This window comes from uncultured Ruegeria sp. (assembly GCF_947500045.1).
Taxonomy (GTDB): domain Bacteria; phylum Pseudomonadota; class Alphaproteobacteria; order Rhodobacterales; family Rhodobacteraceae; genus Ruegeria.
In genome coordinates, this window is record NZ_CANMQQ010000001.1 from 138,412 (window position 1) to 164,872 (window position 26,461).

The 26,461-nt window shown below is 56.7% G+C and carries 21 protein-coding genes; 10 read left to right on the forward strand and 11 right to left on the reverse strand.

Annotated features, from left to right (window positions below; all coding sequences use genetic code 11):
* Positions 1-42: 42 nt before the first annotated feature.
* From Q1B46_RS00760 to Q1B46_RS00775, 4 genes are all read right to left on the reverse strand, one after another.
* Positions 43-702, reverse strand: a complete 660-nt coding sequence (locus tag Q1B46_RS00760) for a 50S ribosomal protein L25/general stress protein Ctc (protein WP_299943538.1) — start codon at positions 700-702, stop codon at positions 43-45.
* A 254-nt stretch (positions 703-956) separates the two neighbouring features.
* Positions 957-2,123: an alpha-hydroxy acid oxidase gene (locus tag Q1B46_RS00765; RefSeq protein ID WP_299943541.1), complete on the reverse strand. Its 1,167-nt coding sequence runs from the start codon at positions 2,121-2,123 to the stop codon at positions 957-959.
* Positions 2,124-2,284: 161 nt separating this feature from the next.
* Complete coding sequence (trpA, locus tag Q1B46_RS00770) at positions 2,285-3,076, reverse strand: tryptophan synthase subunit alpha (protein ID WP_299943544.1); 792 nt, start codon at positions 3,074-3,076, stop codon at positions 2,285-2,287.
* 79 nt (positions 3,077-3,155) lie between these two features.
* On the reverse strand, positions 3,156-3,641 hold the full coding sequence (locus Q1B46_RS00775) for an acyloxyacyl hydrolase (protein WP_299943547.1): 486 nt from the start codon (positions 3,639-3,641) through the stop codon (positions 3,156-3,158).
* A gap of 203 nt (positions 3,642-3,844) precedes the next feature.
* Between Q1B46_RS00775 and ychF the strand changes: the two genes are divergently transcribed.
* The 5 genes from ychF to fdhF all read left to right on the forward strand — a co-directional run bounded on the left by ychF (position 3,845) and on the right by fdhF (position 11,180).
* A complete protein-coding gene (ychF, locus tag Q1B46_RS00780) occupies positions 3,845-4,942 on the forward strand; it encodes a redox-regulated ATPase YchF (RefSeq protein ID WP_299943550.1) in 1,098 nt (365 codons plus the stop codon).
* Positions 4,943-5,132: 190 nt separating this feature from the next.
* Complete coding sequence (locus tag Q1B46_RS00785; protein WP_299943553.1) at positions 5,133-5,666, forward strand: hypothetical protein; 534 nt, start codon at positions 5,133-5,135, stop codon at positions 5,664-5,666.
* A gap of 46 nt (positions 5,667-5,712) precedes the next feature.
* A complete protein-coding gene (locus Q1B46_RS00790; RefSeq protein ID WP_299943556.1) occupies positions 5,713-6,594 on the forward strand; it encodes a LysR family transcriptional regulator in 882 nt (293 codons plus the stop codon).
* Between the two features lie 85 nt (positions 6,595-6,679).
* The gene (locus Q1B46_RS00795) at positions 6,680-8,383 is read left to right on the forward strand and encodes an NAD(P)H-dependent oxidoreductase subunit E (protein ID WP_299943559.1); all 1,704 of its coding nucleotides are present in this window, start codon (positions 6,680-6,682) and stop codon (positions 8,381-8,383) included.
* A gap of 13 nt (positions 8,384-8,396) precedes the next feature.
* A complete protein-coding gene (gene fdhF, locus Q1B46_RS00800; RefSeq protein ID WP_299943562.1) occupies positions 8,397-11,180 on the forward strand; it encodes a formate dehydrogenase subunit alpha in 2,784 nt (927 codons plus the stop codon).
* A gap of 51 nt (positions 11,181-11,231) precedes the next feature.
* Here the strand turns inward: fdhF and Q1B46_RS00805 are convergent, their stop codons facing one another.
* The 3 genes from Q1B46_RS00805 to Q1B46_RS00815 form a co-directional block, all read right to left on the reverse strand.
* Entirely contained in the window at positions 11,232-15,314 is a 4,083-nt protein-coding gene (locus tag Q1B46_RS00805) for a translocation/assembly module TamB domain-containing protein (protein WP_299943565.1), read from the reverse strand.
* On the reverse strand, positions 15,314-17,119 hold the full coding sequence (locus tag Q1B46_RS00810) for a BamA/TamA family outer membrane protein (protein ID WP_299943567.1): 1,806 nt from the start codon (positions 17,117-17,119) through the stop codon (positions 15,314-15,316). The genes Q1B46_RS00805 and Q1B46_RS00810 overlap by 1 nt, the downstream gene beginning before the upstream one ends.
* Before the next feature lie 153 nt (positions 17,120-17,272).
* Positions 17,273-18,496 (reverse strand): urate hydroxylase PuuD, encoded by a 1,224-nt coding sequence (locus tag Q1B46_RS00815; protein WP_299943570.1) that lies wholly within the window; start codon positions 18,494-18,496, stop codon positions 17,273-17,275.
* 97 nt (positions 18,497-18,593) lie between these two features.
* On the opposite strand from Q1B46_RS00815, the gene Q1B46_RS00820 reads away from it, so the two are divergent.
* Entirely contained in the window at positions 18,594-19,508 is a 915-nt protein-coding gene (locus Q1B46_RS00820; protein ID WP_299943572.1) for a LysR family transcriptional regulator, read from the forward strand.
* A 2-nt stretch (positions 19,509-19,510) separates the two neighbouring features.
* Here the strand turns inward: Q1B46_RS00820 and uraH are convergent, their stop codons facing one another.
* A complete protein-coding gene (gene uraH, locus Q1B46_RS00825) occupies positions 19,511-19,867 on the reverse strand; it encodes a hydroxyisourate hydrolase (RefSeq protein ID WP_299943575.1) in 357 nt (118 codons plus the stop codon).
* A gap of 163 nt (positions 19,868-20,030) precedes the next feature.
* On the opposite strand from uraH, the gene puuE reads away from it, so the two are divergent.
* The 3 genes from puuE (at position 20,031) to Q1B46_RS00840 (ending at position 23,426) form a co-directional block, all read left to right on the forward strand.
* On the forward strand, positions 20,031-21,449 hold the full coding sequence (gene puuE / locus Q1B46_RS00830; protein ID WP_299943578.1) for an allantoinase PuuE: 1,419 nt from the start codon (positions 20,031-20,033) through the stop codon (positions 21,447-21,449).
* Positions 21,446-21,931 carry an ureidoglycolate lyase gene (locus Q1B46_RS00835; protein ID WP_299943581.1) on the forward strand — a complete coding sequence of 162 codons (486 nt, stop codon included), beginning with the start codon at positions 21,446-21,448 and terminating at the stop codon, positions 21,929-21,931. Before puuE ends, Q1B46_RS00835 begins: the two co-directional genes overlap by 4 nt.
* Before the next feature lie 67 nt (positions 21,932-21,998).
* Complete coding sequence (locus Q1B46_RS00840) at positions 21,999-23,426, forward strand: nucleobase:cation symporter-2 family protein (protein ID WP_299943584.1); 1,428 nt, start codon at positions 21,999-22,001, stop codon at positions 23,424-23,426.
* Between the two features lie 40 nt (positions 23,427-23,466).
* Here the strand turns inward: Q1B46_RS00840 and Q1B46_RS00845 are convergent, their stop codons facing one another.
* From Q1B46_RS00845 to Q1B46_RS00855, 3 genes are all read right to left on the reverse strand, one after another.
* Positions 23,467-24,456, reverse strand: a complete 990-nt coding sequence (locus tag Q1B46_RS00845; protein ID WP_299943587.1) for a glyceraldehyde 3-phosphate dehydrogenase NAD-binding domain-containing protein — start codon at positions 24,454-24,456, stop codon at positions 23,467-23,469.
* A gap of 54 nt (positions 24,457-24,510) precedes the next feature.
* The gene (locus tag Q1B46_RS00850) at positions 24,511-24,834 is read right to left on the reverse strand and encodes a hypothetical protein (protein ID WP_170589103.1); all 324 of its coding nucleotides are present in this window, start codon (positions 24,832-24,834) and stop codon (positions 24,511-24,513) included.
* A gap of 102 nt (positions 24,835-24,936) precedes the next feature.
* The gene (locus Q1B46_RS00855) at positions 24,937-25,770 is read right to left on the reverse strand and encodes a bifunctional allantoicase/(S)-ureidoglycine aminohydrolase (protein WP_299943597.1); all 834 of its coding nucleotides are present in this window, start codon (positions 25,768-25,770) and stop codon (positions 24,937-24,939) included.
* Positions 25,771-25,946: 176 nt separating this feature from the next.
* On the opposite strand from Q1B46_RS00855, the gene Q1B46_RS00860 reads away from it, so the two are divergent.
* Complete coding sequence (locus Q1B46_RS00860; RefSeq protein WP_299943600.1) at positions 25,947-26,303, forward strand: hypothetical protein; 357 nt, start codon at positions 25,947-25,949, stop codon at positions 26,301-26,303.
* Positions 26,304-26,461: the final 158 nt, after the last annotated feature.

Consider the following 26,461-nt stretch of genomic DNA (forward strand, 5'->3'; position numbering starts at 1 on the left):
GCTCCGATGGAACCCCGTTTCAAATCCGGATAGTCCCCAGATTTATTCTTCAGCTTCGTCCTGGCCGATGATTTCAACTTCATCTGCAGCGACTTCACCCTCTTCACCCTCTTCATCATCGCTGGTCGCCAGACCAGTGGGTGCCGAGACGTTGGCGATCACGAAGTCACGGTCGATGGTCGGCTTAGTGCCGCCCGGCAGATCAACCGACGAGATGGTTGCAACGTCGTTGATTTCCATGCCGGTCAGATCAACTGTGATCTTTTCGGGGATTTCACCGGCCGTACACATCAGTTCGACCTCAGGGCGGACAACAGTCAGAACGCCGCCCTTCTTGATGCCTGGTGCCTCTTCCTCGTTGATGAACTCAACAGGGATGTACAGCGCGATCTTGGTGGTCCGACGCAGGCGCATCAGGTCCAGGTGGGTCGGTAGGTCTTTGACAACGTCACGCTGAACGTCGCGGCAGATGACGCGGACGTCTTCGTGGCCTTCGACTTTCAGGTTCCAGAGGGTCGACTTGAACCGGCCTGCTTTCAGACGCTTGAACAGTACGTTGAACGGAATCTGAATCGGCAACGGGTCTTTATCGCCACCAAAAACAATGCCCGGAACCATGCCGTCGCGGCGTGCCTGACGAGCGGCGCCCTTGCCTGTCCCCGTCCGTTCCAGAGCTTCGAGATCAGGAATCTCTCCAGCCATGATAATTCTCCAATGTTAGGGCGGGCATCCTCCAAGGCTGTATGCCCGCGTGAAGCCGCGTCCTTAGCCTGATTCATTGGCGTTGGAAAGGGGTTTTTATAGCGCAGGCTATGTGCGAGGCTCTGCCTCGCGCTCCGAGGTATTTGTAGCCAGATGAAGGGTGGATCCTCTGCTTCATCTGGCTACAAATACCTCGGGGGAGACGCCCCATGGGCGGCGGGGGCAGCGCCCCCTTTTTTGGGGTTATTCGAGGATCAGGTTTGCCAGCGGCCGCCGAAGTCTTTCGGGACCAGAAGATTATGGCGCCCAAGATCGGCTACGTTGCGCTCACCACAGAGTGCCATCGTTGTGTCTAGCTCTTTCTGGATCACGTCCAGTGCTGTTGTCACGCCTTTCTGACCCATGGCCCCAAGCCCGTAAACAAACGCGCGGCCAATAAAGGTGCCCTTGGCACCAAGGGCCAATGCCTTCAAAACGTCCTGACCCGAGCGGATGCCGCTGTCGAGATGAACCTCGATGTCACTTCCGACCGCGTCCATGATCTCGGGCAGGACCCGGATCGAGCTGAGCGCGCCGTCCAACTGTCGGCCACCGTGGTTGGAAACAACGATAGCATCCGCGCCCAGCTTGGCTGCCATCTTTGCGTCTTCAGCGTCCAGAATACCTTTAAGGATAACTTTGCCGCCCCATTGGTCCATCAGCTTTTCGACCTTGCCCCAGTCCAGGCTGGGATCGAATTGTTCGGCCGTCCACGTGCCAAGTGATCTTGTGTCGGTGATACTGTCGACATGGCCAACGATATTTCCGAACTCGCGCCGTTTGGCCCCTAGCATTTCGATGCCCCAGGCCCATTTTGTCATCAGGTTTGCCACGGTTTTCGGTGTCAGTTTGGGCGGGGCAGAGAGGCCGTTTTTCAGGTCCTTGTGCCGCTGACCCAGAATTTGCAGGTCAAGTGTGATGACAAGGGCCGAGCATTTCGCATCCTTTGCGCGCTGGATCAGCCGTCCGACATAGTCCTGATCCTTCATTGTATAAAGTTGGAACCAGAACGGTGCCGAGGTGTTTTCTGCCACGTCCTCGATCGAGTTGATCGACATGGTGGACAGAGTGAAAGGAACACCGAACTCTTCTGCGGCTTTGGCGGCCTTGATCTCTCCATCCGCGTGCTGCATTCCCGTAAGACCCACCGGAGCCAATGCAACCGGCATCGACACGTCTTGCCCGATCATCTGCGAAGCGGTCGATCGCCCGGTCATATTAACGGCAACCCGCTGACGCAGGCGGATCTCTTCAAAATCTGACGTGTTCTCGCGGAAGGTTTGTTCAGTCCAACTGCCGCTTTCCGCATAGTCATAAAACATGCGCGGAACGCGGCGCTCGTAAATCCGTTTAAGGTCTTCGATATTTGTTATGACAGGCATTGATCAGGCTTTCGCAAGATTGGTTAAAATTATTTACCAATTATGACGGCATTCTGCAATGCCCAGCTTTTGCAGTGCAGTCCGGTGTTGCCAACAACAAAAAACCGCAGCAGTCAAAGTGCCTGCCGCGGTGATTTGTGAGCTGAGAGTGCCCCGAGCGTTCAGGCAGAATGAGCGCCATCCGACAGGGTTTTGACAAAGTCCAGCACCTCGGGCACTGACTTTCCAGATGCAATCTGGCTGACAATCGCCGACCCGACAACTGCCCCATCTGATACGCTGGCGATGTTGCGAGACTTTTCTGGCGAGTTGATCCCGAATCCGACGATTACCGGCAGATCGGTTGCGGCTTTGATCCGCGCAACCTCGGGGCCGACATCGGTTGCCTGCGCCTCTGCGGCACCGGTGATGCCGGTAATCGACACGTAATACACAAAGCCGGAGGTGTTTTGCAGTACGCGGGGCAGGCGGTTGTTATCGGTCGTTGGGGTTGCCAGTCGGATAAAGTTCAACCCGGCAGCCTGTGCCGGCAGGCACAGTTCATCATCTTCTTCGGGTGGCAGGTCTACAACAATCAGGCCGTCGATCCCGGCGGCCTTTGCATCAGTCAGAAAGTTTTCGACACCCCGGCTATATATTGGGTTGTAATACCCCATCAGAACGATTGGTGTGGAGTCATCGGTTTCGCGGAAGGCGCGCGCCAGATCCAGCGTGCGCTGCAACGTCATCCCGCCCTCCAATGCCCTTTGGCCCGCGGCCTGAATAGTGGGACCATCCGCCATGGGATCGGTAAAGGGCAGGCCTAATTCGATCACATCCACACCGGCCCCGGGCAGACCTTTTACAACCTCAAGCGACTTATCATAGTCAGGATCACCGGCCATGACATATGCTACAAATGCCTTTTTGCCTTGTTCTTTCAGGGCGGCGAATTTGGCGTCGATACGGGTCATCGGAAGTCCTTGCATTCAGGTTTGGACCTGATGTGCAGAAACTTTCGCTGAAAATCAATCCCGCTTGGCAGATCACTGATCAGAACGCGTAGTGATACCGCAGCAAAAGAGCATTCACGCCTGGGTTATCTTCCTGCGTACTGGCGTTGGATTTATGCGTGATCGCGACCGACAATTTGTTTCCGTTGTCCAAGGCGTATCCAAGACCCAAGAGGCTGCGAATCTGAAAGCTGCCACCTAGATCATATTGTGAACTACCTTCATTATAGTAACCCGGCATGACGCTGCCTTCTATGAACCACCGGTCAGCAAACGAATAAAGACCGATCAGTCCGGCACCGACATGTGTGTTGCCCTCGGTATCAACCGACAAGGCCCCGCCCCATGTGGCGCTGAAGCGGGTTGCTTCGTGAAACGGGCGATGCTGATACTCTAGGGAAAAAATTGCCTGATCTTCACCATCACTGTTGGCGTAGTCCGCATAGCCTGCTCCGAAGATGATGGATTGAGCCTGCGCAGCCGTGGCGGCCGTCAGGGCGAAAGCCAGAATAACAAGAAGTTTCATCGTACCTACTTTGTCCGTCGTTTTTTAAGTCTTATTTTAATACGGAATTCTAAGTGCACGAATTCAATGGGGGCAAGAACACAATAAGATGCCATTTTTGTGATGTGGCAGAATGGACTCGCAAGGGAGGGGGCGGCGCTACGCCTTGCGCATTGCCCCGGACCTGCCTAGAAGCGGCGTTCGAATGGTATCAGGAGGCCGTTATGGGCTTTAAAATGGGAATTGTGGGTTTGCCGAATGTGGGCAAGTCGACCCTCTTCAATGCGCTGACAAAAACTGCAGCCGCGCAGGCCGCGAATTTCCCGTTTTGTACGATCGAACCCAATGTTGGTGATGTCGCCGTTCCTGACGATCGGTTGGACAAGCTGGCAGCGATTGCTTCTTCAAAACAGATTATTCCAACGCGTATGACATTTGTGGACATTGCGGGCCTGGTCAAAGGCGCCTCGAAAGGTGAAGGGCTGGGGAACCAGTTTCTCGCCAATATTCGCGAAACCGACGCGATTGCCCATGTGCTGCGTTGTTTCGAGGATGGTGACGTGACCCACGTGGATGGTCGCGTCGATCCCGTGGCCGATGCCGATACCATCGAAACCGAGCTGATGCTGGCCGATCTTGAAAGTATCGAAAAGCGTCGTGCCAATCTGGTGCGCAAGCTGAAGGGGAACGACAAAGAAGCTCAGCAGCAGGACCGATTGCTGACCGTCGCGCAAGAGATGCTGGAAAGCGGCAAACCCGCACGGCTGGTCGAGGTGTCTGAAGAAGATGCCAAGGCGTGGAAGATGCTGCAATTGCTGACCACCAAGCCGGTGCTCTATGTCTGCAATGTGTCCGAGGAGGAGGCGGCAGAGGGTAACGAATACTCGGCGAAAGTCGCCGAGATGGCTGCAGCACAGGGCAATGCCCACGTCATCATCAGCGCCAAGATCGAAGAAGAGATCAGCCTGTTGGAAGACGACGAGGCGCAGATGTTTCTTGAGGAAATGGGGTTGGAGGAACCCGGTCTCGATCGTCTGATCCGCGCCGGGTATGACCTGCTGAAGCTGGAGACCTACTTCACCGTCGGCCCGAAAGAGGCCCGCGCCTGGACCATCCGCACCGGCACCGCCGCCCCTCAGGCTGCCGGTGTGATCCACGGTGATTTCGAAAAGGGCTTCATCCGCGCCGAGACCATCGCCTATGACGACTACATTTCCGCCGATGGCGAGCAGGGCGCGAAAGAGGCTGGTAAAATGCGAGCTGAAGGAAAGGGCTATATCGTCAAAGACGGCGATGTGATGCATTTTTTGTTTAATACGTGAGCCGACGGGCGAGGCTTTGCGCCAGTTGTTCTGAGATAAGTTTGCGCGTCACCGGTATGTTTCATAGCCACGTCGAGAAAGGCTTCGAATTCTATTGCCGTCGGCTCTTTAGGTTGTTGAGTTGATGCCTGAATTCTGGTGAATTTGTTGACGCATGGTATTTATATAATCAAACAATCAGTAGGTTTTTATGCGTTTCATTTCTCTGATATCGCTGCTGTTCTCAATCGTTATCGGATCGTTGGCATACGCTGAAACAGCAGAAATCGATGATTGGTTGGAAATGTCGGATGCCTGTGAAACAATCGTCTTTGCTCAAGACGCCTCTGTTTTCGACGACCTTGAACCTGCTGATCCACTTGTGAATGTTCGCGGTCTGCACGAAGTGTCCGTCTTCAACCCGAATTCATCTTTGGTCGCGAGTGCGGTATCGTCCCAAGGAACCTGGTTCTTGTGTGGCATTGCGGCAAATCCCCCGTTGCAGACACGCCTTGCCGGTTCACTCATTCAGGCTTGGTCGGAAACACAACGCCAAATAACGCAATCCGTCGAGAGCAAATTGATCGACATTGACGATGGAGTAACTTTCAACCCGGTCAGAATACGCTGCGGAGAAGGGGGGCGTCTGATTGTGGTACGGGCGTTCAAACACGAAAATGGAGAATTTCGCTTGGGGGTCGTGAATAGCCTGCCGTCGTCAATTGAAAACCCCTGTGTGAACTAGAATCGTTCCCGCTGGGGGCGCCATATCAGAGCGAGACAACCCCAAAATGATCGAAATCCGCGACCTTCAACTTCTCAGCGCCCTCGCGCGGCATCGGCATTTTGCTAAGGCGGCTGAAGAGTGTGGAATATCGCAGCCTGCATTCTCGATGCGGATACGCAATCTTGAGGACCGGCTGGGTGTCTCGATCGTCCGTCGTGCCAACCGGTTCCAAGGCCTGACCGAAGAGGGGGAAATGATTGTCCTGCGGGCGCGTCGTATCTTGGATGATACCAAGGCGCTTGAACAACAGGTTCAGGCTGCAAAAGGTGAGATTACAGGGACACTGATCCTTGGGGTGATCCCGACGGCGATTGCCTTCACCGGGCGTTTGATCAAACGCTTACGTGACAGCCATCCACGTATCATCACGCGGATCGAAACCATGTCAGCAACGGCCATCCAACACCGGCTGGACGAGGGCAGTCTGGACGCGGGTATTACCTATGGTGACAGCATCGGCACTGATTTGCGGCAGGTGCAGCCCTTGTATGAGGAAACCTATGTTCTGCTGATCCCATCTCATATGACCGAGGAAACCGATCCGATCCCTTGGGCGCGTGTCGCAGAATTCCCGCTTAGCCTACTGGAGCCGCAGATGCAGAATCGCCGCATACTTGATCGGATATTTTCGGACCTCGGGCTACATCCGGACGTGGTTGCGGAAACCAGTGGGTTTACCGCCTCGATGGTGATGGCGCGCGAGGGGCTTGCGGCGACGGTTGTGCCCCGGGTTCTAATCCACGCGCTAGGGGATCTGAAAGGAACGAAGGTTCTGCCGCTGGTCGATCCTGTTGTCAGCAAGCCAATTTGTCTGGCCTCTTTGACCCGTGATCCGGAATTGCCGACAGTAGAAGCGTTGCGGGGGGTTGTGACGTCTTTCGTGTGATAAGCTACCGTTATCGTGCGATTGGATTTGTCAATTTGACGATATGCTGATCTGATGACACTGGGAACCCCAATCGGAGGGCATCATGGCACCATTAGATACCAAGCAATCGGGCGCACCCAAGGGCGTCTGGAAGTCAGGTAAAGGCAAGGGGCGGCATACGCCCAAGGGCCGTCAGTTCACGGATGAGGCGCAGGCCGAAATTGCGCGCCTGCTGGGTGATCGCCCGCGCCGCCGCGACTTGCTGATCGAATTCCTGCATTTGATTCAAGATGAACAGGGCCATATCAGCGCCGATCACATTGCCGCATTGGCGGTTGAGATGCGGATCGGTCAGGCGGAAATCTATGAGACCGCCACATTCTATGCCCATTTTGATGTGGTCAAAGAGGATGAGACGCCTCCGCCTGCCTTGACCATCCGGGTGTGCGATTCACTGTCCTGCGAGTTGGCTGGTGCCCAACAGTTGCAAAAGGCTCTGGAAGACGGGCTTGATGCATCACAAGTGCGTGTCCTTCGGGCGCCCTGCATGGGCCGCTGTGATACCGCGCCTGTGCTTGAGATCGGTCACAATCATATCGACCATGCGACCCCTGAAAAGGTGCAGGCCGCGATTGCCGCCGATGATACCCACGCGCATTTGCCTGACTATGAAACCTTTGCCGCCTTCTCGGCAAACGGCGGCTACGCCAAGCTGAAAGAGCTGCGAGAAAGCGGCGATTGGGAAAAGGTGCAAGAAGACGTCTTGTCCTCGGGCCTGCGCGGTCTGGGTGGTGCGGGTTTCCCGTCCGGCAAGAAATGGGGCTTTGTTCGCATGAATGAAGGCCCGCGCTATCTGGCCGTGAATGGCGATGAAGGTGAGCCCGGTACGTTCAAAGACCGCTATTATCTTGAGCGCACACCGCATGTATTCCTTGAGGGTATGCTGATCGCTGCCTGGGCGGTCGAGGCCGAGACCTGCTTTATCTATATGCGCGACGAATACCCGGCGGTGCTGGAGATTCTGCGCCGTGAAATCGCAGCGCTGGAAGACGCCGGGATTGTTGAACCGGGATATATCGACCTCCGCCGAGGCGCAGGTGCTTACATCTGTGGTGAAGAATCCGCGATGATTGAATCAATCGAAGGTAAAAAGGGCCTGCCGCGTCACCGTCCTCCGTTCGTGGCTCAGGTTGGGGTCTTTAACCACCCGACCTTGGTGCACAATGTCGAGACACTGTGTTGGGTGTCCAAGATTTGTCGCGAGGGGCCAGAGTGCCTTAACAGCACGGAAAAGAATGGCCGCAAGGGTCTGCGCAGCTATTCAGTCTCGGGTCGGGTCGCGAAGCCAGGCGTTTACCTGTTGCCCGCGGGTTCGACCATTCTGGACGTGATCGATGCCGCTGGAGGCATGGCCGAAGGGCAGACCTTTAAGGCGTATCAGCCGGGTGGTCCGTCTTCGGGTCTGCTGCCTGCGTCGATGGACGATATTCCGCTGGATTTCGACACGCTGCAACCGCATGGCACCTTCATCGGCTCTGCCGCTGTGGTGGTTCTGTCCGATCAGGACACCGCCCGCGATGCAGCGCTGAACATGTTGCGGTTCTTCGAGGATGAAAGCTGCGGTCAGTGCACGCCGTGCCGTGCAGGTTGCGAAAAGGCGGTGAAGCTGATGCAGGCCGACAAGTGGGATCAGGACCTGCTGGAAGATCTGTGTCAGGTCATGGGCGATGCGTCGATCTGCGGTTTGGGGCAGGCCGCCCCGAACCCGATCCGCCTGGTCATGAAACACTTCGCTGACGAAATCTGAGGGAGACAGAGCCATGCTGGATGCAAGCACAACCAAGACCGTCACCTTCAACCTGAATGGCGATGACGTTACCGTGCCCGAGGGCACCACGATCTGGGACGCGGCCAATGGCCAGGGCCTGATCATTCCGCACCTTTGCCACAAACCGGCACCGGGTTATGCCCCGGACGGTAACTGCCGCGCCTGTATGGTCGAGGTGGAAGGCGAGCGCACTTTGGTTGCCTCGTGTATCCGCCCTGCAGCAGAGGGCATGGTCGTGAAAACCGACACCGACCGCGCCGAGAAATCGCGCGCAATGGTGATGGAATTGCTGGTGGCCGATCAGCCCGAGGAGGCGCACGACACATCCAGCCACTTCTGGGACATGGCGAAGCTGAATGATGTCAGCGACAGCCGTTTTCCGGCGAAAGAGGCCGAGAAAATCCCGCTGCTTGATGACAGCCATATTGCGATGCGCGTCAATCTGGATGCCTGTATCAACTGCAACCTCTGCGTTCGTGCCTGCCGCGATGTGCAGGTGAACGATGTGATCGGCATGGCCGGTCGCGGGCATACCGCGCAGGTGGTGTTCGACCAGAATGATCCGATGGGAGCGTCCACTTGTGTGGCCTGTGGTGAATGCGTTCAGGCATGCCCGACTGGCGCGCTGATGCCCGCCACGGTGCTGGATGACCAGCAGAAGGGCGACAGCAAAGACTACGACTCTGAGACCGAAAGCGTCTGCCCGTTCTGCGGTGTGGGCTGCAAGGTCTCGCTGAAGGTCAAGGACGGCAAGGTCAAATATGTCGAGGGTATCAACGGCCCCGCCAACGAAGGCCGTCTTTGTGTCAAAGGCCGCTTCGGGTTCGACTATATCCACCACCCGCATCGTTTGACCAAGCCGTTGATCCGGCGTGAAGACGCTCCGACCAAGGGTTTGAACGTCGATCCGGGCAATCTGGAAACCCATTTCCGCGAAGCGACATGGGAAGAGGCGATGGATTTGGCCGCCACAAAGCTGATGGCCCTGCGTGAGGATGACCCGCGCAATGTGGCGGGCTTTGGTTCGGCCAAATGCACCAACGAAGAAGCATATCTGTTCCAGAAATTCATTCGGCAGGGATTCCGCCACAACAATGTCGATCACTGTACGCGCCTTTGCCATGCATCGTCCGTGGCGGCTTTGATCGAGAACGTCGGTTCAGGTGCAGTGACCGCGACCTTCAATGAGGTCGAAAACTCGGACGTGGTCATCATCATCGGGGCCAACCCGATCGAAAACCATCCCGTTGCTGCGACCTACTTTAAGCAATTTACAAAACGCGGCGGCAAGTTGATCGTGATGGATCCGCGCGGTGTTGGCATGCGCAAGTTTGCCGATGAAATGCTGCAATTCCGTCCGGGTGCTGATGTCTCGATGCTCAACGCGATTATGAACGTGATCGTGGAAGAGGAGCTTTACGACAGCCAGTACATCCACCGTTGGACCGAGAACTGGGAGGCCGAAAAAGAACACCTGCGTGCCTTCACGCCCGAGGCGATGGCGCCAATCTGCGGCATCGAACCGGATCAGCTGCGCCGTGTCGCACGTACCTTTGCCCAGGCCAAGGCCGGTCTGATCTTCTGGGGCATGGGCGTCAGCCAGCATATTCACGGCACCGACAACTCGCGCTGCCTGATCTCGCTGGCCCTGATGACTGGCAATGTCGGTAAACCCGGTGCAGGTTTGCACCCGCTGCGCGGTCAGAACAACGTGCAGGGTGCGTCCGATGCAGGTCTGATCCCGATGTTCTTGCCGGACTACAAGACTGTCACGGATGACAATATACGGGCGCAGTTCACAGATGTCTGGGGGTCCGAGGATTTCTCGAATGAGAAAGGGCTGACCGTTACCGAGATCATCGATCAAGCGTATCAAGGCAATATCAAGGGCATGTATATCCAGGGTGAAAACCCGGCCATGTCCGACCCCGATGTTGGTCACGCGCGTGAGGCGCTTGCCAAGCTTGAGCTGATGATCGTGCAGGATATCTTCCTGACCGAGACGGCGAACTATGCCGATATCATCCTGCCTGCATCGGCGCTCTATGAAAAGAACGGCACCGTGTCGAATACCAACCGTCAGGTGCAGCGCGTGCGCCCTGCTGTTACACCTCCGGGTGAGGCGCGTGAGGATTGGAAGATCACTGTCGAACTGGCGCAGCGTATCGGGTTGAATTGGGATTACACGGATGTATCTCAGGTGTTCAACGAGATGAAGCTGACGATGGAGTCACTTGACAACATCACGTGGGAGCGTCTTGAAACCGAGACGATCACATACCCGTCTTTATCCGAAACGGATCCGGGCCAGTCTATCGTGTTCGGAGATGGTTTCCCGCGTACGGATGGCAGGGCGAAATTCACCCCGGCCAGTGTCATCCCGCCGGATGAGGCGCCGGATGACGAATATCCGATGATCGCCACCACGGGTCGTCAGTTAGAGCATTGGCACACAGGTTCGATGACCCGCCGTGCGACTGTTCTGGATGCTGTTGAGCCTGAGGCGAACTGTTCCATGAATCCCCGAACGCTCAAGCTGATGGGGATCGAGCCGGGTGAGATGATCCGGCTGACCACACGCCGCGGTTCGATCAAAATCATGGTGCGAGCCGACCGGGCGATTGCCGAAGATATGGTGTTCATCCCGTTCGCCTATGTCGAGGCGGCGGCGAACATCCTGACCAACTCGGCCATCGATCCTTATGGCAAAATTCCCGAATTCAAGTTTTCGGCCATTCGGGTCGACAAGATCGACGACGCCATCGCGGCGGAATAAGCCGATTACATCGGAAACAGGGCGGTTCTTTGGAACCGCCCTTTTTTCTGATCAATAATCCCGTTCGAAGAAGATACCCAGGCCCGTTTCACCCCGGCCATCGACGGTGCCGCGAACCGTGAAACTGTCCGTTACGTCGAGGTTCAGATTCACTTCGGTGTCACCTTCGGTGTTAACGGTGAAATCGGTGTAGAGATTGTCACTTAAGTAAGCCCCCGCGCCAAGGCTGCCCCCGCCGCCTTCAGTTGCGCCCAGATCGACGGTATCAAGACCCGTGGCCTCGCGTACGCCCTTGGTTGCGTCCCCGCCCGCGCCGCTAAGCTGGGCAAGAGAGGCCGCCATTTGGGCGATAACGAAAGGCGATAACTCGGAGAAACGGTTGCCAAATAAAAGCATGGCCAGCGCTTCTTCGGTTGGGCGTTCCGGGTCAGAGAACACGTTGACCTCGGGCGAATCCAATGGTCCTGCAATCTCGATTGTTGCAGTACCGTCCGAGGTGCTGGAGGAAGATTCGAATTCGATATAGGGGGTCAGGTCGCCTTGAAGGGTAACCAGACCTTTGGTCAGGGCAAGGCGTCGACCCAGAATATCGATGTTGCCTCGGATAAGTTCGATCTGGCCCGATGGAACGACGGATGTCGTAGAGCCGCCGATCTGTATGCGACCGCCCAATTCGGCATTCACACCGCGCCCGCGCACAAAGACAGCCTTGGGCGCAAGCAGGCCGATATCCAATGACATGCGGGAGTTGCTTTTGGCTTTGTCTTCGGTTTCGACCAGATTGGCCCGTTCCCGCGTAACGAAACCGGCACGGCTTTCATTGAGATGGTCGATCGTGGGGATCGGGGCCGCACCGACCGCACCTGCAGCGGCGGCGAGGTTGATATTGGTTTCGCCAAAATTGATCTGCCCGGCCAACGCGCTGTTTCCAGCCAAAGCTCCGGTCAGGGCGATCTGACCATTCAATGTGGTTTCGTACAGCAGCTTATCGGTCAGCACGAGATTGTTGAGCGCCGTGGTGATCTGCGTATTGAAAGGCGGGGTCAGATCGATCGGGCCGTTGACGGTGAAGCCTCCACCAGCACGCAAACCGCCCTGCAATGCAATCGTGGCGCGGCTTTGAGCGATGTTAACCGAGCCTCCGATGTCGGTGATGGTCTGTCCCACCTCTGGCAGCGCCATCGATGCGCCTGATGTCGATATCGATCCGCTGAGCGCGTTCAACGCGGGTGCCCCTTTTAGGGCAAGATCAAAGCGGGCCGTGCCCGCCAGATTGTTGGGTGAGATAAAGGTGTTGGCGATGCCGATATTGACGCCACCTTGCATCTTCAGGTCCGCCTGGCCGCTGCTTTCGTCAAAAGTACCAGCGACAGTTGTATTGATCTGGGCGGGGCCGTCTGCTTTGGCATCAATTGTCCACGTACCAGCGTCGCGTCGCGCGGTTCCGCTGGCCGAGACGGTCCCTGGGAAATCCGGAACCAAGCGTTCAAGTTTGTTCAGGCGGGCCTCAAATTCGAGATCGGCGATACCACTGGTCTCAACGGATCCGCTAAGATTTGCGTAGGAGCTGTCAGGGCCCTGCAAGCGGGCATTGCCTTCCAATCCAGATGCGGTTGGGGCGACATTTCCATCCAGTTTGAGGGGTCCGGAAAGTGTAGAGGAAAGACGCCCGATGTCGTCCAGCATGGCCGAGAAATCAAGGCCGCCAGCATCGCGGTCCAGTCGCCCCGATGCATCTGCCGTCAGTGCGGTTCCCTGCAAACGGAATGTGCGGATATTCAGCCCCTGATCATCATTGGCCGCATCCACATCAAACGTGGTTCTTCCCTGCACCAGTGCATCGACAGCCTGGATGCCTGTTCCAAGGTCATCTGCGCTCAGCTTGCCAATGATATCGAATGTCTTGCTTGCTTGTGCCGCGCGGCCGGTAATATCTGCATTGATCGATCCGGCCAGATCGCGCCCTGCGAGGCCTGAGAATAAAGACAGGTCGGGCGCGTTCACCTTGGCGCTTCCATCCACGGCGATGTTGCCGGTCGGGTCATCAATGGTTGCGCCGATCTCGGCAGTCAGGGCTGCGTTTTTGATTGTCGCACTTCGGATGGTAATCTGATCACCCGAATGCGCGCCGTCCAGATTGATCGATGTCCGGCCTTTCAGCAACGGATCAAATTCGCTCATGCCAGTCTGGATATTTGTACCGATCACACTGGCTTGACCGTCGAACTCGAGCGTTTGCACAGTGCCTTTGCCATCCAGCCGGGCCTGCAAAGTTCCGGCCAGATCCCGTTTGGCGATACCGGAAAAAACTGCCAGATCGGGGGCGTTGACGCTGGCCTGACCGTCAATTGTCAGATTGCCATTGGGGGTTGTGACTGTGCCGCTGGCTTGCGCGCTCAGCGCGTCGCCGTCGATGGTGAACGCGCGAATGGACAGACCATCGGTGCCGCGTTCGGCGTCCAGCACGATCTCGGTCTCGCCAGTAATCAACGGATCGATGTCATCGCGCCCGGTTACCAGATCGCGCCCGTTCACTGTGACCTTGCCGTCAAAGCTGCGCTCCAGCGGTGAGCCCTTGCCCTTGATCTGGATCGAGGCTGCGCCGCCAAGTTGAAGCTGGGCCAGATCAGAAAACCGCGACAGGTCCGTTGCCTGCAGTAGGGCCGAGCCATCAACCTGCAAACCGCTTGCAAGCCCACTGATAAGCGCATCGGCATCAAGGGTGTAATCGCTGCCAACCACTTCGAAGTCGTTCAGTTGCAATGACTGGTCGCTGCCATAGTCGAACTTTCCATCCAGCGTGATCTGATCACCGACGGCTGCGTTCAATGCCGTGTCCGTCAGATCGATACCATCCAGTACGGCCTGCAGATCACCACCGATCGACAATCCATCAGTCTGATCCAGCGTGCCTTGCCCGCTGATCCGGGCATGATCAAGATTCAGGTTGGGGGTCTCAACTTTGTTGGTTGTCAGGTTCAGGTCCCAGAGATTGCCATTCGCGGTATTGTACAAGGCCGAAATCTGCGCCGCACCGATGGCCGTATCGCCACCGCTGACGGGAAGAACAACTTTGTCACCATCCGGTGGCGTGATGCGGCCTTGCAGGGCGACCAGTTCCAACACACCGCCCGAGGCAAGGCTCACCTCGCTCTTAAGCTCCAGCGCTTCTGAGGTCAGTTCGATATCCGAAATATCCAGCGCACCGTCAGGATAGGTTCGCCCGTCGACGTAAATCCGTGTGTCAGTGCCAAAGAACGTGTCCATCTCTTTGGCTAGAAACGGCGTCAGATCACCTCCGACATCTGCGGTAAAGGCGATGCCGTCTGATGCGGTGCCGTTTTCCTCGGCGGTGCGCAGCCGGACCTGGCCGGACACCCGAATCTGCTGATCACTGCTCAGCCCGATATCCGCATTGAAATCCGTTACCGGGCCTGAGCCTTTGGCCGTCAGCTCAAGTGGTGGGGCATCGGGAATGGACAAGGCCGTTGCGATCAACCCACCCGAGGCTTCGGCGACAGTCAGGTCCAGATCAATCTGACGACTGTTGTTTTGAAATCCTGCTTTGAGGTCAATCGTGTCCCCCGCGCGATCCAACCGGTCGATATCCAACAAAGTATCCAGCGTGCCGTCTGCCAAAGACAGGTTCCCATTCACGGCAAGGTTGGCAGCGACGCCGATCAGGGGCTCACCCAGCGACAGGTCATCGATCCGAAGCTCTCCGATTTCGATGGAAACCGGAAGCTCAGGAAGCTGAAAGGGTTGGGTTTCGGCTGAGGGGGGCGGCGTATCCTTGGTTGTCGTGCCCGGCGCGCGGGCGATGTCGATTTCCTGCGCGGACAGCGTGTTGACCGAGAACCGACCACGCAGCAGCGCCAGCCTGTTCCAATCCAGCTCGGCATTCTTGACAGTAAGCCAGACGCCTTCGTCATCGGCGACGGTGATTTCCTGAATTGTAGCGCGCGAACTCAGGGCACCTTCCAGACCGATCACCCGGACATTCTGATCATCGCCCGACAAGGTATCTTGCAGGAACTGTTCGATCATGCTGCCGCCCTCGTCCTGAGCGGTTGCTGCGACGGGCACAGTGATCGCCGCTGAACTCAGCAATAGGGGATATATAATGCGACGCATCAAAAGGCCTGCCCGATCCCAAGGTAGAATTGCAGCCCGTCCCCTGTATCGCCCTGAACCGGTACAGCCAAGTCAAAGCGCAAGGGGCCGAAGCCACCCAGATCATACCGAATGCCAAGCCCCGCGCCAGAATGCTCTTCCGCGCCACTGCCTATGAATGAAGACGTGTCGACCACACCATAATCGTAGAATCCAACCAATGAGATTGTGTCGGTGACCTTTCCGCGTACTTCAGCCGACAATCCCAGGAAGGACTTGCCACCTGCGACACCATCTCCGACGGGAATGCCGAGACTTTCAAAAGGCTGTCCGCGTACGGTTCCCGCGCCACCCGAGAAGAACAGAAAGTCAGGGGTAACGCCGTCTGGTGGTGGCCCAAGGACAGATCCCAGCTGAACACGTCCGGCCAGCACCAGCCGGCCACCTGTGCCCAGATCGTTATAGGCGCGCCCGTCGAAGAACATCCTCAGCCCGGTATCCGTGCCGGAAAGCCCGACAAAAGGCATCACCTGCGAATCTAGATAATATCCCCGGGTAGCGCTAACCTTGCTGTCCCGCTCATCCCATTCTGATCGGAAGGGCAGGATAAAGTATCGAAACTTGCGCCCATCACCATATGCATCATCTGCGTCCGACCATTGGAAACCGGCTGAGGCTTCGGCATAAAGCCGGTCCGAGAAGGTGCGGCGCGCACCATAGGCTAGCGAGGCGACCGAGACGTTATAGTTCTCGGTGTTGCGCCGTTCGAGAAGGGCGCTCCAGAAGGTATTGTCATCGGGGCCAAGCCGGTCAGGTTGATCCAGACGCAGGCCAATGCGGCCGTCGATATCCTCGGCCCCGCCTATGTTGCGGATGGCGGCTTCGAACCGTAGCCGCTCGGCCCGACGGAACACGTTCCGATGGGTCCATGTGGCGGTCACGTCTACCCCATCGCGCGAAGCGATCTCGGCGCCGAAGGTCAGTCGGCGCGGTGGCAGGTCTTCGAAAGTCGCGTCAAAATCCAGCGTGCCATCGGGGTTTGGCTCATCATGTTCCTTGAGCGAGACCGTGCTGAACGTGCCCGTGCGCCGCAGCCGGGTTCCAACCTTTTGCACCTGTTCCGGAGAGTAAACTTCACCCGAGGGGAACCCCGCTATTTTTTCGATCGACCTATGACGGACATTCGTATCGCCTTGGATGATCATCTTTCCGAACTGCAACCTTGGCCCTGGGGCCAGATCAATCGTGGCGTCCAACCGCGCCTGCGCGTGACGCGCGATCACTTTTTGATCTTCCACCTCTGCTTTGGCGTGGCCGGTGTTGCGCCAGCCCTGTACACCAGCAGAGGCTGCCTGTTGTATTGCCCCTGTCGTGGCAGTTTTGCCCGTGGCAAACTCTTCGGGCAATTCGGTGTCCGGCGCCAGCGGTTGTACGACTGCCGTCCCAAACTTGAACTTCCGTCCTGGTGTCACCAGAATCGTTGCCCGCTTGAACTGGGCAGGAACATTCAACGAGTTGATTTTCGCGGCTTCCTGCCCGTCCAGTTTGATGCTGACAACGGGGCTGAAATAGCCTTCGTCATACATGATCTGAACGATAGTGCGGTAATCGGAAAGAGCCGCGGATAGGATTTCCAGTGATGTATCCAACCCGCGCGATTCTGAGGTAAAGACTGATGAGGTCTCCTCCAGCCTATCCACCAGGTCTTCGGATGCACCAGGGGCGGACAGTGTGGTTTCCAGCGCAATTGCGAGATTGGGAGCAAGGGCAATCAGCGCGCCAAAAAGCCAGCATCTCAGAACGCCGCGCGGTCTGCTCCCTGTCATTGTCTGGCTCCAACTGCCCCAAGTCGAAATCGCTATGGCCGCGATACAAAAAGAATGCGGCTTGTTGAATTCATTTAGAGCATTTGGCAGCGCGAAGGGAAAGAACTAAACCAAGTTCAGACGCTTTTATTAACTAACCCACAGCCCAAATCACTACAGATCGGCATTCCGGAACCAACGGATGATCGCGACCCGATCTTCGGGTTCCATATAGGTGACGTTCGCGGGCGGCATGGCGTGGGTAACACCGGACTGCAGGTAGATCTGCTGTGCATTGCGCGCGATGTCGGCTTCGGTTTCTAGTAACACGCCTTTGGGTGCCCATCGGATGCCTTCCCAAACAGGCTCGCGTGCGTGGCACATGGAACAGCGGCCCAGCACGATGTCATGCGCTTCTTCAAACCCGTCAGCCGCCGCGAATTTTTGTTCATAGGGTGTCAATTGCTGTGCTTCGGCCTCTTCCAGCGGGTCGTGCAGCGAGGCGGTCGACAGCCACATGATGGTGATGAACAGCAACGCCGTCACCAGCCAGGTCCAGGTTGGATTACCTGCACGGGCGTGCAGCGTGTTGAAATAATGCCGGATTGTGACACCCATCAGAAAGACCAGCGCGGCAATGATCCAGTTGTATTCGGTGGCAAATGCCAGCGGGTAGTGGTTCGACAACATCAAGAACAAAACTGGCAAGGTCAGATAGTTGTTATGAGTCGAACGCAGCTTGGCGATTTTGCCGTATTTCGGATCAGGGGTGCGCCCATTCTTCAGGTCATCCACGACGATGCGCTGGTTTGGCATGATGATGAAGAACACATTTGCCGTCATGATCGTGGCGGTAAATGCGCCCAGATGCAGCATCATCGCGCGGCCAGTGAAGATTTGATTGTAGCCCCAGCCCATTACGACGAGCAGCACGAATAGCAGGACCATCAGCAGCGTCGGGCGTTCACCAAGGCCCGATTTGCACAGGTAGTCATAAATGAGCCAGCCAATGGTCAGCGAGGCCGCCGAGATCAGAATGCCCTGCCACAGCGCCAGATCAGCTTTCTGTGCATCAATCAGATAAAGTTCGCCCCCGACCCAGTAGACGATCATCAATAGTGCCGCGCCGCTCAGCCATGTTGCGTAGCTCTCCCATTTAAACCAGGTCAGATGGTCCGGCATCCGTTCTGGTGCGACCAGATATTTTTGGATGTGATAAAAGCCCCCGCCGTGGACCTGCCATTCTTCGCCGTCTGCAGGTCCGGGAATGTCGCGGTTCAATCCAAGGTCTAACGCTATGAAATAAAAGGATGATCCGATCCAGGCGATGGCCGTGATGACATGCAGCCAACGCACGGCAAATGCGATCCAGTCCCAGAACACGGCGAAGTCGTACATCGATTAGGTCTCCGATTGCTTGCTTGCCACACTAGGCAAACGGGCTTTTCTTCGGTATTCCCGTATATTGTCAAACTGTATCAAAAAAAACGATAAGATGTCCTATCTCGACAACATTCGCACCTTCGTCCGGGTTTATGATCTCGGCAGTATGTCTGCCGCAGGCCGTGATATGCGGATTTCGCCTGCGGTGACGTCGGCACGGATTTCGCAGCTAGAAGATCATCTGGGGGTGCGCCTGTTTCAGCGAACGACGCGCAACCTGACCCCAACCGAGCAGGGACGGGCGTTCTACCCCGGTGCGGTTGCGGTTCTGGATGCGGTTGATGAAGCCGAAGCACAGGTGACGCATTTGACAGAAGCGCCCCGCGGATCGCTGTTTGTAGCGGCACCATTGGGGGTTGGGCGCCGTTTGCTGGCGCCCCATGTGCCTGATTTTCTGTCAGAATATCCAGAAATCGATGTACGACTTAGGTTGACGGACCGATCCGTGGATCTGACCACCGAAGGGCTGGATCTGGCGTTCTTCATCGGTCAACCAGAGGATAGTACACTGCGCATCCGCAAGATCGCAGATTGCCAACGAGTGTTATGCGCTGCCCCCGACTATGTGAAACGTCAGGGGATGCCGGAAACCGGTTCTGATCTGATTTCAGGCAAGCATGAGTGCTTGAACCTGCGCTTTCCCGGAGCGACGGAGTTTCAGTGGATGCTGGAAACATCCGACGGGCCGAAACGGTTTGCAGTCTCGGGTCGCTATGAATGTGACGACGGCGACGTGCTGACCGATTGGGCGTTGTCCGGACAGGGTATCGCCATGAAGCCGGTCTTTGAGGTGTCGGATCACCTGAAAGCAGGGCGACTGATCCCGGTGGTGACACAAACGCCCCCGGTTCCGGTGCAAATGGCGTGTCTATATACCCATCGTCGCCATCAGGACCCCAAGGCCCGGTTGTTCATGGATTTCATGATCGACCGGATCGGTAAAGTCGTCCGAAGCACCGAAACCTGAATCTAACTGCCCCTGTAGGTCGAATAGCCGTAAGCGGACAAAAGCAAGGGTACATGGTAGTGCGCGTCTGCATCGGACATGCCAAAGCGGATTGGAACCTGATCCAGAAACAGGGGGTCATCCCCGTCCTGACCGGTTGCGCGCAGGTAATCTCCGGCGAAGAAGATCAGCTCATATGTGCCGGTCTTAAAGTCTTCCTGCGGTAGGATCGGGCTGTTGGTGCGACCGTCCGCGTTTGTTTCCATCTCAACCATTTTCCGGTGAGAATTTCCCGACACTTTATAAAGCGCAATTTTCAGCCCCTCGGCTGGGCAGCCGCGCGCGGTGTCCAGAACGTGAGTTGTCAGATAACCTGCCAAGGGTCTCTCCTTTGTGTTTCTTTTGATGTGCCACAGACTGTGCCAAACCGCAAAACGGTTGAAATCCCGAAAGAACCGGAAACAGTGTTCGGATTGATTTGATAATCAATGACACGTTTCTAAGGTAAAGCTGTCAAAACACCTAATTGGAATGGAATACATCATGCAGCCGCCTCGCTACCCCCGCGATATGATCGGATACGGAGCTAACCCGCCTGATGCCGCATGGCCGGGCGGCGCGAAAGTGGCGGTGCAGATCGTGTTGAACTACGAAGAGGGCGGCGAAAACTGCGTTCTGCACGGGGATGCCGCGTCCGAGGCGTTTTTGTCCGAGATTGTGGGGGCCGCACAATGGCCGGGTCAACGCCATTGGAACATGGAATCAATCTATGAATACGGTTCGCGTGCCGGGTTCTGGCGTCTTCACCGGCTTATGAAGGACCTGCCGATCACTGTGTATGGTGTGGCAACCGCGTTGGCGCGCTCGCCGGATCAGGTGGCGGCGATGAAATCCGCAGGGTGGGAGATTGCAAGCCACGGCCTGAAATGGGTTGAACACAAGGATATGCCTGCGGAAGAAGAACGCGCCCAGATCGCTGAGGCGATCCGCCTGCATTCCGAAGTGGTCGGGGATCGCCCGCGCGGCTGGTACACCGGGCGCTGCTCGGACAACACCGTGCGTCTGGTCGCCGAAGAAGGCGGCTTTGACTATGTCGCCGATACTTATGCAGATGATCTGCCCTATTGGATGCGAACCAATGGACGAGATCAGTTGATCGTACCGTATACGCTTGATTGTAACGACATGCGTTTTGCCACACCGCAGGGGTTCAACGCCGGGGATCAGTTCTATTCTTACCTGAAAGACAGTTTCGATGCGCTTTATGCAGAAGGCGAATGTGGTGCGCCCAAGATGCTTTCGATTGGTCTGCATTGCCGCCTGATCGGACGTCCAGGGCGCGTCATGGCACTGAAGAGATTTCTGGATTACGCGCGCGGGTTTTCTGATGTGTGGTTTGCGACGCGGCTGCAGATTGCACAACACTGGGCGCAAACGCATCCATCTGTTGCGCGCCCGCTGCCGTCGCAGATGGAACGTGACGAATTCGTTTCCACTTATGGCGGCATTTTCGAGCATTCGGAGTGGATCGCCGAACGTGCCTATGAACTTGAATTAGGCGCGGCGCATGACACAGCCGGCGGGCTGCACAACGCGCTTACGCGTATGTTCCGATCCGCCTCGGCCGAGGAACGGCTGGGCGTTCTGACAGCACACCCCGATCTTGCAGGCAAACTGGCGCAGGCCAAGCGATTGACACAAGAAAGCACAACTGAGCAGGCCTCGGCAGGGCTGGACGCGTTGACGGATGAGGAACGTGAAGCATTCACCGATCTGAATCAGCGCTACACAGATACATTCGGGTTCCCGTTCATCATCGCTGTGCGGGACTATGACAAGGCCTCGATCCTGCGTGCGTTTGAGCGGCGTATCGAACAGGATCGCGACACCGAATTCACCGAGGCCTGCCGACAGGTTGAAAGGATCGCCGAATTCCGACTGCGCGATGTGCTGCCATCATGACGCGGATCGTCGCAGAAACGATCTCGGCCGAAGCTTTTGCGCCTTTTGGCGATCTGATCGATATCACGGGCGCGCCCGATAAGATCATCAATCAGGGCCAATGCGGGCGTTATCATGACCGGGCGAAGCTGGATTTCGGAGATGCGCGCGCAGGTATCAGCCTGTTCAATGCCAACCCACGAGAATTGCCTTATCTGCTCGACATGGTCGAGCGTCATCCAGATGGCAGTCAGGCATTCATTCCAATGACCCATCAACCGTTTTTGGTGGTCGTAGCCCCCGATGAAAGGGGGCAACCGGGCCAACCACGCGCCTTCATCACGAATCCCGGGCAGGCTGTGAATTATCATCGAGGCACCTGGCACGGGGTGCTGACCCCTATGCATGGGCCCGGCCTGTTCGCGGTCGTTGATCGGATCGGAGACGGACCGAACTTGGAAGAATACTGGTTCAGCACACCGTTCGAGGTTGTCGACCGCTGAAACCATAAGTGAAGCCGCCAGAGAAACGGCAAGAACCCCATTGGATCTTAGGGAGGACAATGAGATCATGGCCGAAACTTCGATAGGAACCCCAGAACAGCTGCGGGATCCGAACTACACACCTGCCTTATACAAGGCGATACCGCTGGGCATTCAGCATGTGCTGGCGATGTTCGTCTCAAACGTAACCCCGGCTATTATCGTGGCCGGAGCAGCCGGATTTGGATTTGGGTCAAATTCACCCGATTTTCCAGAACTGCTCTATCTGATCCAGATGTCGATGCTGTTCGCGGGGCTGGCGACTTTGCTGCAGACCGTAACGCTAGGTCCGGTCGGTGCTGCGCTGCCGATCGTTCAGGGAACAAGCTTTGCATTTCTGCCTATCATGATCCCACTGGTTGCCGGAAAAGGAGTGGATGCGCTTGCGGCACTGTTTGGCGGCGTGTTGATCGGCGGTCTCTTCCACGCGTTTCTTGGCCTGTTCATCGGGAAAATACGGTTTGCACTTCCGCCTCTGGTGACCGGGCTGGTTGTCACAATGATTGGTTTGGCGCTGGTCAAAGTGGGGATTCAATATGCGGCCGGGGGCGTACCCGCGATTGGTACCCCGGAATATGGATCGCTGCTCAACTGGTCGGCGGCGCTGGTTGTGGTCATCGTGACACTGGGGCTCAAGTTCTTTGCACGCGGCATGCTGTCGGTATCCGCTGTTCTGATCGGTTTGGCTGTTGGATATGTTTATGCCTTGATGGTCGGCATGGTGACGTTTGAAGCGATTGGTACAAGCTGGTCGCGCGCTTCGGTCTTTGCGCTGCCGGTCCCTTTTAAATATGGCTTTGAATTCTCATTGGCCGCTGTGATCGGGTTTTGCCTGATGTCTTTCGTCTCGGCCATAGAGACGGTTGGCGATGTGTCGGGTATCACCAAAGGTGGTGCGGGTCGCGAGGCAACAGACAAGGAAATCGAAGGCGCAACATTTGCCGATGGTTTCGGAACCGCGATCGCAGGTCTGTTCGGCGGATTCCCCAACACGTCGTTCAGCCAGAATGTCGGGTTGATTGCGATGACTGGTGTCATGAGCCGCCATGTGGTGACCTGTGGAGCCTTGTTCCTGATCCTATGTGGTCTGGTGCCAAAGGTCGGTGCGATCATTCGCACAGTGCCCATCGAAGTGCTGGGCGGTGGTGTAATCGTCATGTTCGGTATGGTGGTCGCAGCGGGTATCTCGATGTTGTCGGATGTGGATTGGAACCGTCGCAACATGGTGATCTTTGCAATATCGCTGTCGATTGGTCTTGGACTGCAACTGGAGCCGGGCGCAGTTCAGCACTTGCCGGATACACTGCGCATCCTGATGACCAGCGGTCTGTTGCCAGCAGCCCTGATTGCCATCGTGCTGAATCTGATTCTGCCGGAAGAACTGGCCGAAGAATCAACCGAAGAGGTTTCAGGCGGAATGGCTGGTCATGGTGCCGGTAAGTTGCCCCACGATTGAGGATCGCAAGCATCCCCGCAGCGCGACTGTGCGCTGCGGGCTACTCCGCTTCGGCCATAAGACGGGCGACATCAAGCATGCGGGCCGAAAACCCCCATTCATTGTCGTACCAACCAAAAACCCTGACCTGATGTTCTTGAACCATGCGTGTTTCGGGCCCGGCAAGCACCAGTGATTCCGGGCGGGTTCGCAGGTCGGACGAAACCAAGGGCAGATCGGTCCAGCCCAACACGGCTGAGCCGGCAATCGCTTCGCCAAGCGCGGGCTTGAACTGCTCTGCATTCATGCCGCGTTTAAGAGTGGCAGTAAGATCAACGGCAGATACGCTTGCGGTTGGAACACGCACCGCAGCCCCTGAAATGCGACCGGCCAGGTCTGGCAACACGACATCAATCAATTGCGTCGCGCTTGAGGTCGTGGGCACCATCGACAACGCCCCCGCGCGTGAACGCGCCAGATCACCGCGCGGTGCATCAACCATCGGCTGGCTGTTGGTATAGCAGTGTATCGTGGTCATATGCCCGGACATCAGACCGCCGATTTCGTCGATCACCTTGACCAGTGGAGCCAGCCCGTTGGTTGTGCAGGATGCGTTTGAGACGATGCGCGCGTTACCCAGCTGATCTTCATTTGCACCCAGAACAACCGTGACCTCAGCAGCGGGTGACGGACCTGAAATCAGCACTTTGCGCGCTCCGGCGCTCAATCCCCGGCTGGCCACGTCTGATGTGCGTGCGATCCCGGTGCAATCGAGAATGACATCAACGCCCGACAGATCGACCTGTGCCAGATCTGCACTGTGTGACATTGGAATGATCCGGCCATCGATGTTCAGCGCTGCGCCTTCTGGCGTTACCGGACCCGGATATGGCCCGAACGTGCTGTCGTATTTGAACAGATAAGCACAGGTTTCAAGCGGTGCGATGTCGTTGATCAGCACCAGTTTGATATCCGAATGCTGCGGCAGGCTTAGGACCTGACGCAGGATGGTGCGGCCGATACGGCCGAATCCGTTGATCGCAAGTTTCATGCGCAAGCTATGGCAGGCAGATCAGGCGATCTCAATGAAAGTATTGTACCAATTTCAGTTGCAGCTAACCTGCGAGAAAAACTGGCCGGAGATGTTCTGGTACATGCTGGAGTAGATCGCCTTGCAACCGGTTGCCTGCTGTATAGCGGCCATTGCTTGGATGGTGCGCAGACGCGGCGGAGGCCCAAAAGGGTTCAGATTGTTGTTGTCCCGCGTGGCCCGATAGACCACAGGCGCGTCCGAGACCTGTGTCACCGCCCAGGTGCGGCTCATGACGAAAACGGATTTGGTTTCTTCCTTGGCTGCGACCGGGGCAGCATTGAACGCCGAAAGGCCAAGGGTGGCAACCAGTGCAATCATCGTACCGCGCAGTAACATCGAACAATCTCCAGTGCTGAAAACTCATGTGATTTCATCAGATTCCAGCGATTCTGAAAACCCCCATACCGGACATCTTACGGATAACGCAGCGTTCGTCAGCTATCGCGCGGATAGGGACAGAGGCATGTGCCGGTTCACATCCTTGTAGAGCAGATAGCGAAACCGCCCTGGTCCGCCGGCATAACAGGCCTGTGGGCAGAAGGCGCGCAGCCACATATAATCACCCGCCTCGACCTCGACCCAATCCTGATTGAGGCGATAGACCGCTTTGCCCTCAAGCACATAAAGGCCGTGCTCCATCACGTGGGTTTCTGCAAAGGGGATCACACCGCCGGGTTCGAAATTGACGATGTTGACGTGCATGTCGTGGCGAAGATCGTGAGGATCGGTAAAGCGCGTGGTGGACCAGCGGCCTTGGGTGCCGGGCATCTCATTGGGTGTCACATCGCGTTCATTTGTGATGATCGGGTCCGGGGCGGGCAGGCCGGGCACGGCCTGATAGGCTTTGCGTACCCAATGGAATCGAGCGATGGTATCGGCGCGGTTGTGCAGCACCCAGGTGCTGCCCGGCGGGATATAGGCGTATCCGCCGGTTTCCAGGACGTGATCCGCGTCATTCAGGGTCAGTGTGACAGTGCCTTCGACCACAAAGATCACGCCTTGCGCGTTTGGGTCGGTTTCAGGGGTATCGCTGCCACCGCCGGGCTGCACCTCCATGATATACTGCGAGAATGTCTCGGCAAATCCGCTTAGAGGCCGGGACAGGACCCACAGGCGCGTCCCTTCCCAAAAAGGCAAAAAACTGGTCACGATGTCGCGCATCGTGCCTTTCGGGATCACCGCATAAGCGTCGGTGAACATGGCGCGGTCGGTCAATAGCTGGTCCTGCCCCGGGTGCCCGCCTGTCGGCGCGTAGTATTTAGAATGTATCATCAAAGGCCTCTGGTTCATTTGGGCACAATATGAGGTGATCTTGCAGACAGACCTAGCACCAGCCTTGCAAAAGGTTTGTTCGGGATAATTTGAAGGTGGCCAAGTTGGACTTGGCCGCACACGCATAGAGGTATATCTATGGGCATGAAATTTATTCAGATCGGCGAGGCCCTGCCATGAAAGCCTTTGTTTGCACAGCGTTGGTTGCTGCCCTGTTCGTTGGAACGGGCGGAATCGCACAGGCCAAGTCGCTTTCCCGAATCATTGCGGAAATGGGGTTGAGCCCTGCTGATTTTGAGGTGCTGAGTGCCACGTCAAACGCGTTGTTGTCATCAGGCTCACCTTCTGTCGGGCAAGAAAGGGCGTGGCTTAATCAGGAAACTGGCTCAAAAGGGACGATCCGGGTGCAGAGTGTTCAGGACAATTGTGTGATTCTCCAGCATGTTGTGCAGCCCGAAGGTGCTGAACAGGCCCGCGATATCAGAACCCGACGATGCATGACTGCTGACGGTAAGTGGATACTGACGCCCTAAGGGGTCACCACGGCGGGTGGGTGACCTCACGCCGTTTTGCCGTTCTGTCTTGGTCGTCGAGCTTTGCCTGCCACCTGAGAGGCATCGCAACAATGCCTGACCGGTGCATTTCACCCGAATGACGTTCCGTCACCCAACTGGACAGCATCATGGCAGCT

Coding starts and splice junctions, on each gene's coding strand:
- Q1B46_RS00855 (WP_299943597.1), bottom strand. CDS start 25,770: ATGATACATTCTAAATACTACGCGCCGACAGGCGGGCACCCGGGGCAG.
- Q1B46_RS00850 (WP_170589103.1), bottom strand. CDS start 24,834: ATGTTACTGCGCGGTACGATGATTGCACTGGTTGCCACCCTTGGCCTT.
- Q1B46_RS00790 (WP_299943556.1), top strand. CDS start 5,713: ATGATCGAAATCCGCGACCTTCAACTTCTCAGCGCCCTCGCGCGGCAT.
- puuE (WP_299943578.1), top strand. CDS start 20,031: ATGCAGCCGCCTCGCTACCCCCGCGATATGATCGGATACGGAGCTAAC.
- Q1B46_RS00820 (WP_299943572.1), top strand. CDS start 18,594: ATGTCCTATCTCGACAACATTCGCACCTTCGTCCGGGTTTATGATCTC.
- Q1B46_RS00840 (WP_299943584.1), top strand. CDS start 21,999: ATGGCCGAAACTTCGATAGGAACCCCAGAACAGCTGCGGGATCCGAAC.
- Q1B46_RS00835 (WP_299943581.1), top strand. CDS start 21,446: ATGACGCGGATCGTCGCAGAAACGATCTCGGCCGAAGCTTTTGCGCCT.
- fdhF (WP_299943562.1), top strand. CDS start 8,397: ATGCTGGATGCAAGCACAACCAAGACCGTCACCTTCAACCTGAATGGC.
- Q1B46_RS00760 (WP_299943538.1), bottom strand. CDS start 702: ATGGCTGGAGAGATTCCTGATCTCGAAGCTCTGGAACGGACGGGGACA.
- Q1B46_RS00815 (WP_299943570.1), bottom strand. CDS start 18,496: ATGTACGACTTCGCCGTGTTCTGGGACTGGATCGCATTTGCCGTGCGT.
- Q1B46_RS00785 (WP_299943553.1), top strand. CDS start 5,133: ATGCGTTTCATTTCTCTGATATCGCTGCTGTTCTCAATCGTTATCGGA.
- Q1B46_RS00805 (WP_299943565.1), bottom strand. CDS start 15,314: ATGCGTCGCATTATATATCCCCTATTGCTGAGTTCAGCGGCGATCACT.
- Q1B46_RS00775 (WP_299943547.1), bottom strand. CDS start 3,641: ATGAAACTTCTTGTTATTCTGGCTTTCGCCCTGACGGCCGCCACGGCT.
- Q1B46_RS00845 (WP_299943587.1), bottom strand. CDS start 24,456: ATGAAACTTGCGATCAACGGATTCGGCCGTATCGGCCGCACCATCCTG.
- Q1B46_RS00810 (WP_299943567.1), bottom strand. CDS start 17,119: ATGACAGGGAGCAGACCGCGCGGCGTTCTGAGATGCTGGCTTTTTGGC.
- ychF (WP_299943550.1), top strand. CDS start 3,845: ATGGGCTTTAAAATGGGAATTGTGGGTTTGCCGAATGTGGGCAAGTCG.
- Q1B46_RS00765 (WP_299943541.1), bottom strand. CDS start 2,123: ATGCCTGTCATAACAAATATCGAAGACCTTAAACGGATTTACGAGCGC.
- Q1B46_RS00795 (WP_299943559.1), top strand. CDS start 6,680: ATGGCACCATTAGATACCAAGCAATCGGGCGCACCCAAGGGCGTCTGG.
- Q1B46_RS00860 (WP_299943600.1), top strand. CDS start 25,947: ATGAAAGCCTTTGTTTGCACAGCGTTGGTTGCTGCCCTGTTCGTTGGA.
- trpA (WP_299943544.1), bottom strand. CDS start 3,076: ATGACCCGTATCGACGCCAAATTCGCCGCCCTGAAAGAACAAGGCAAA.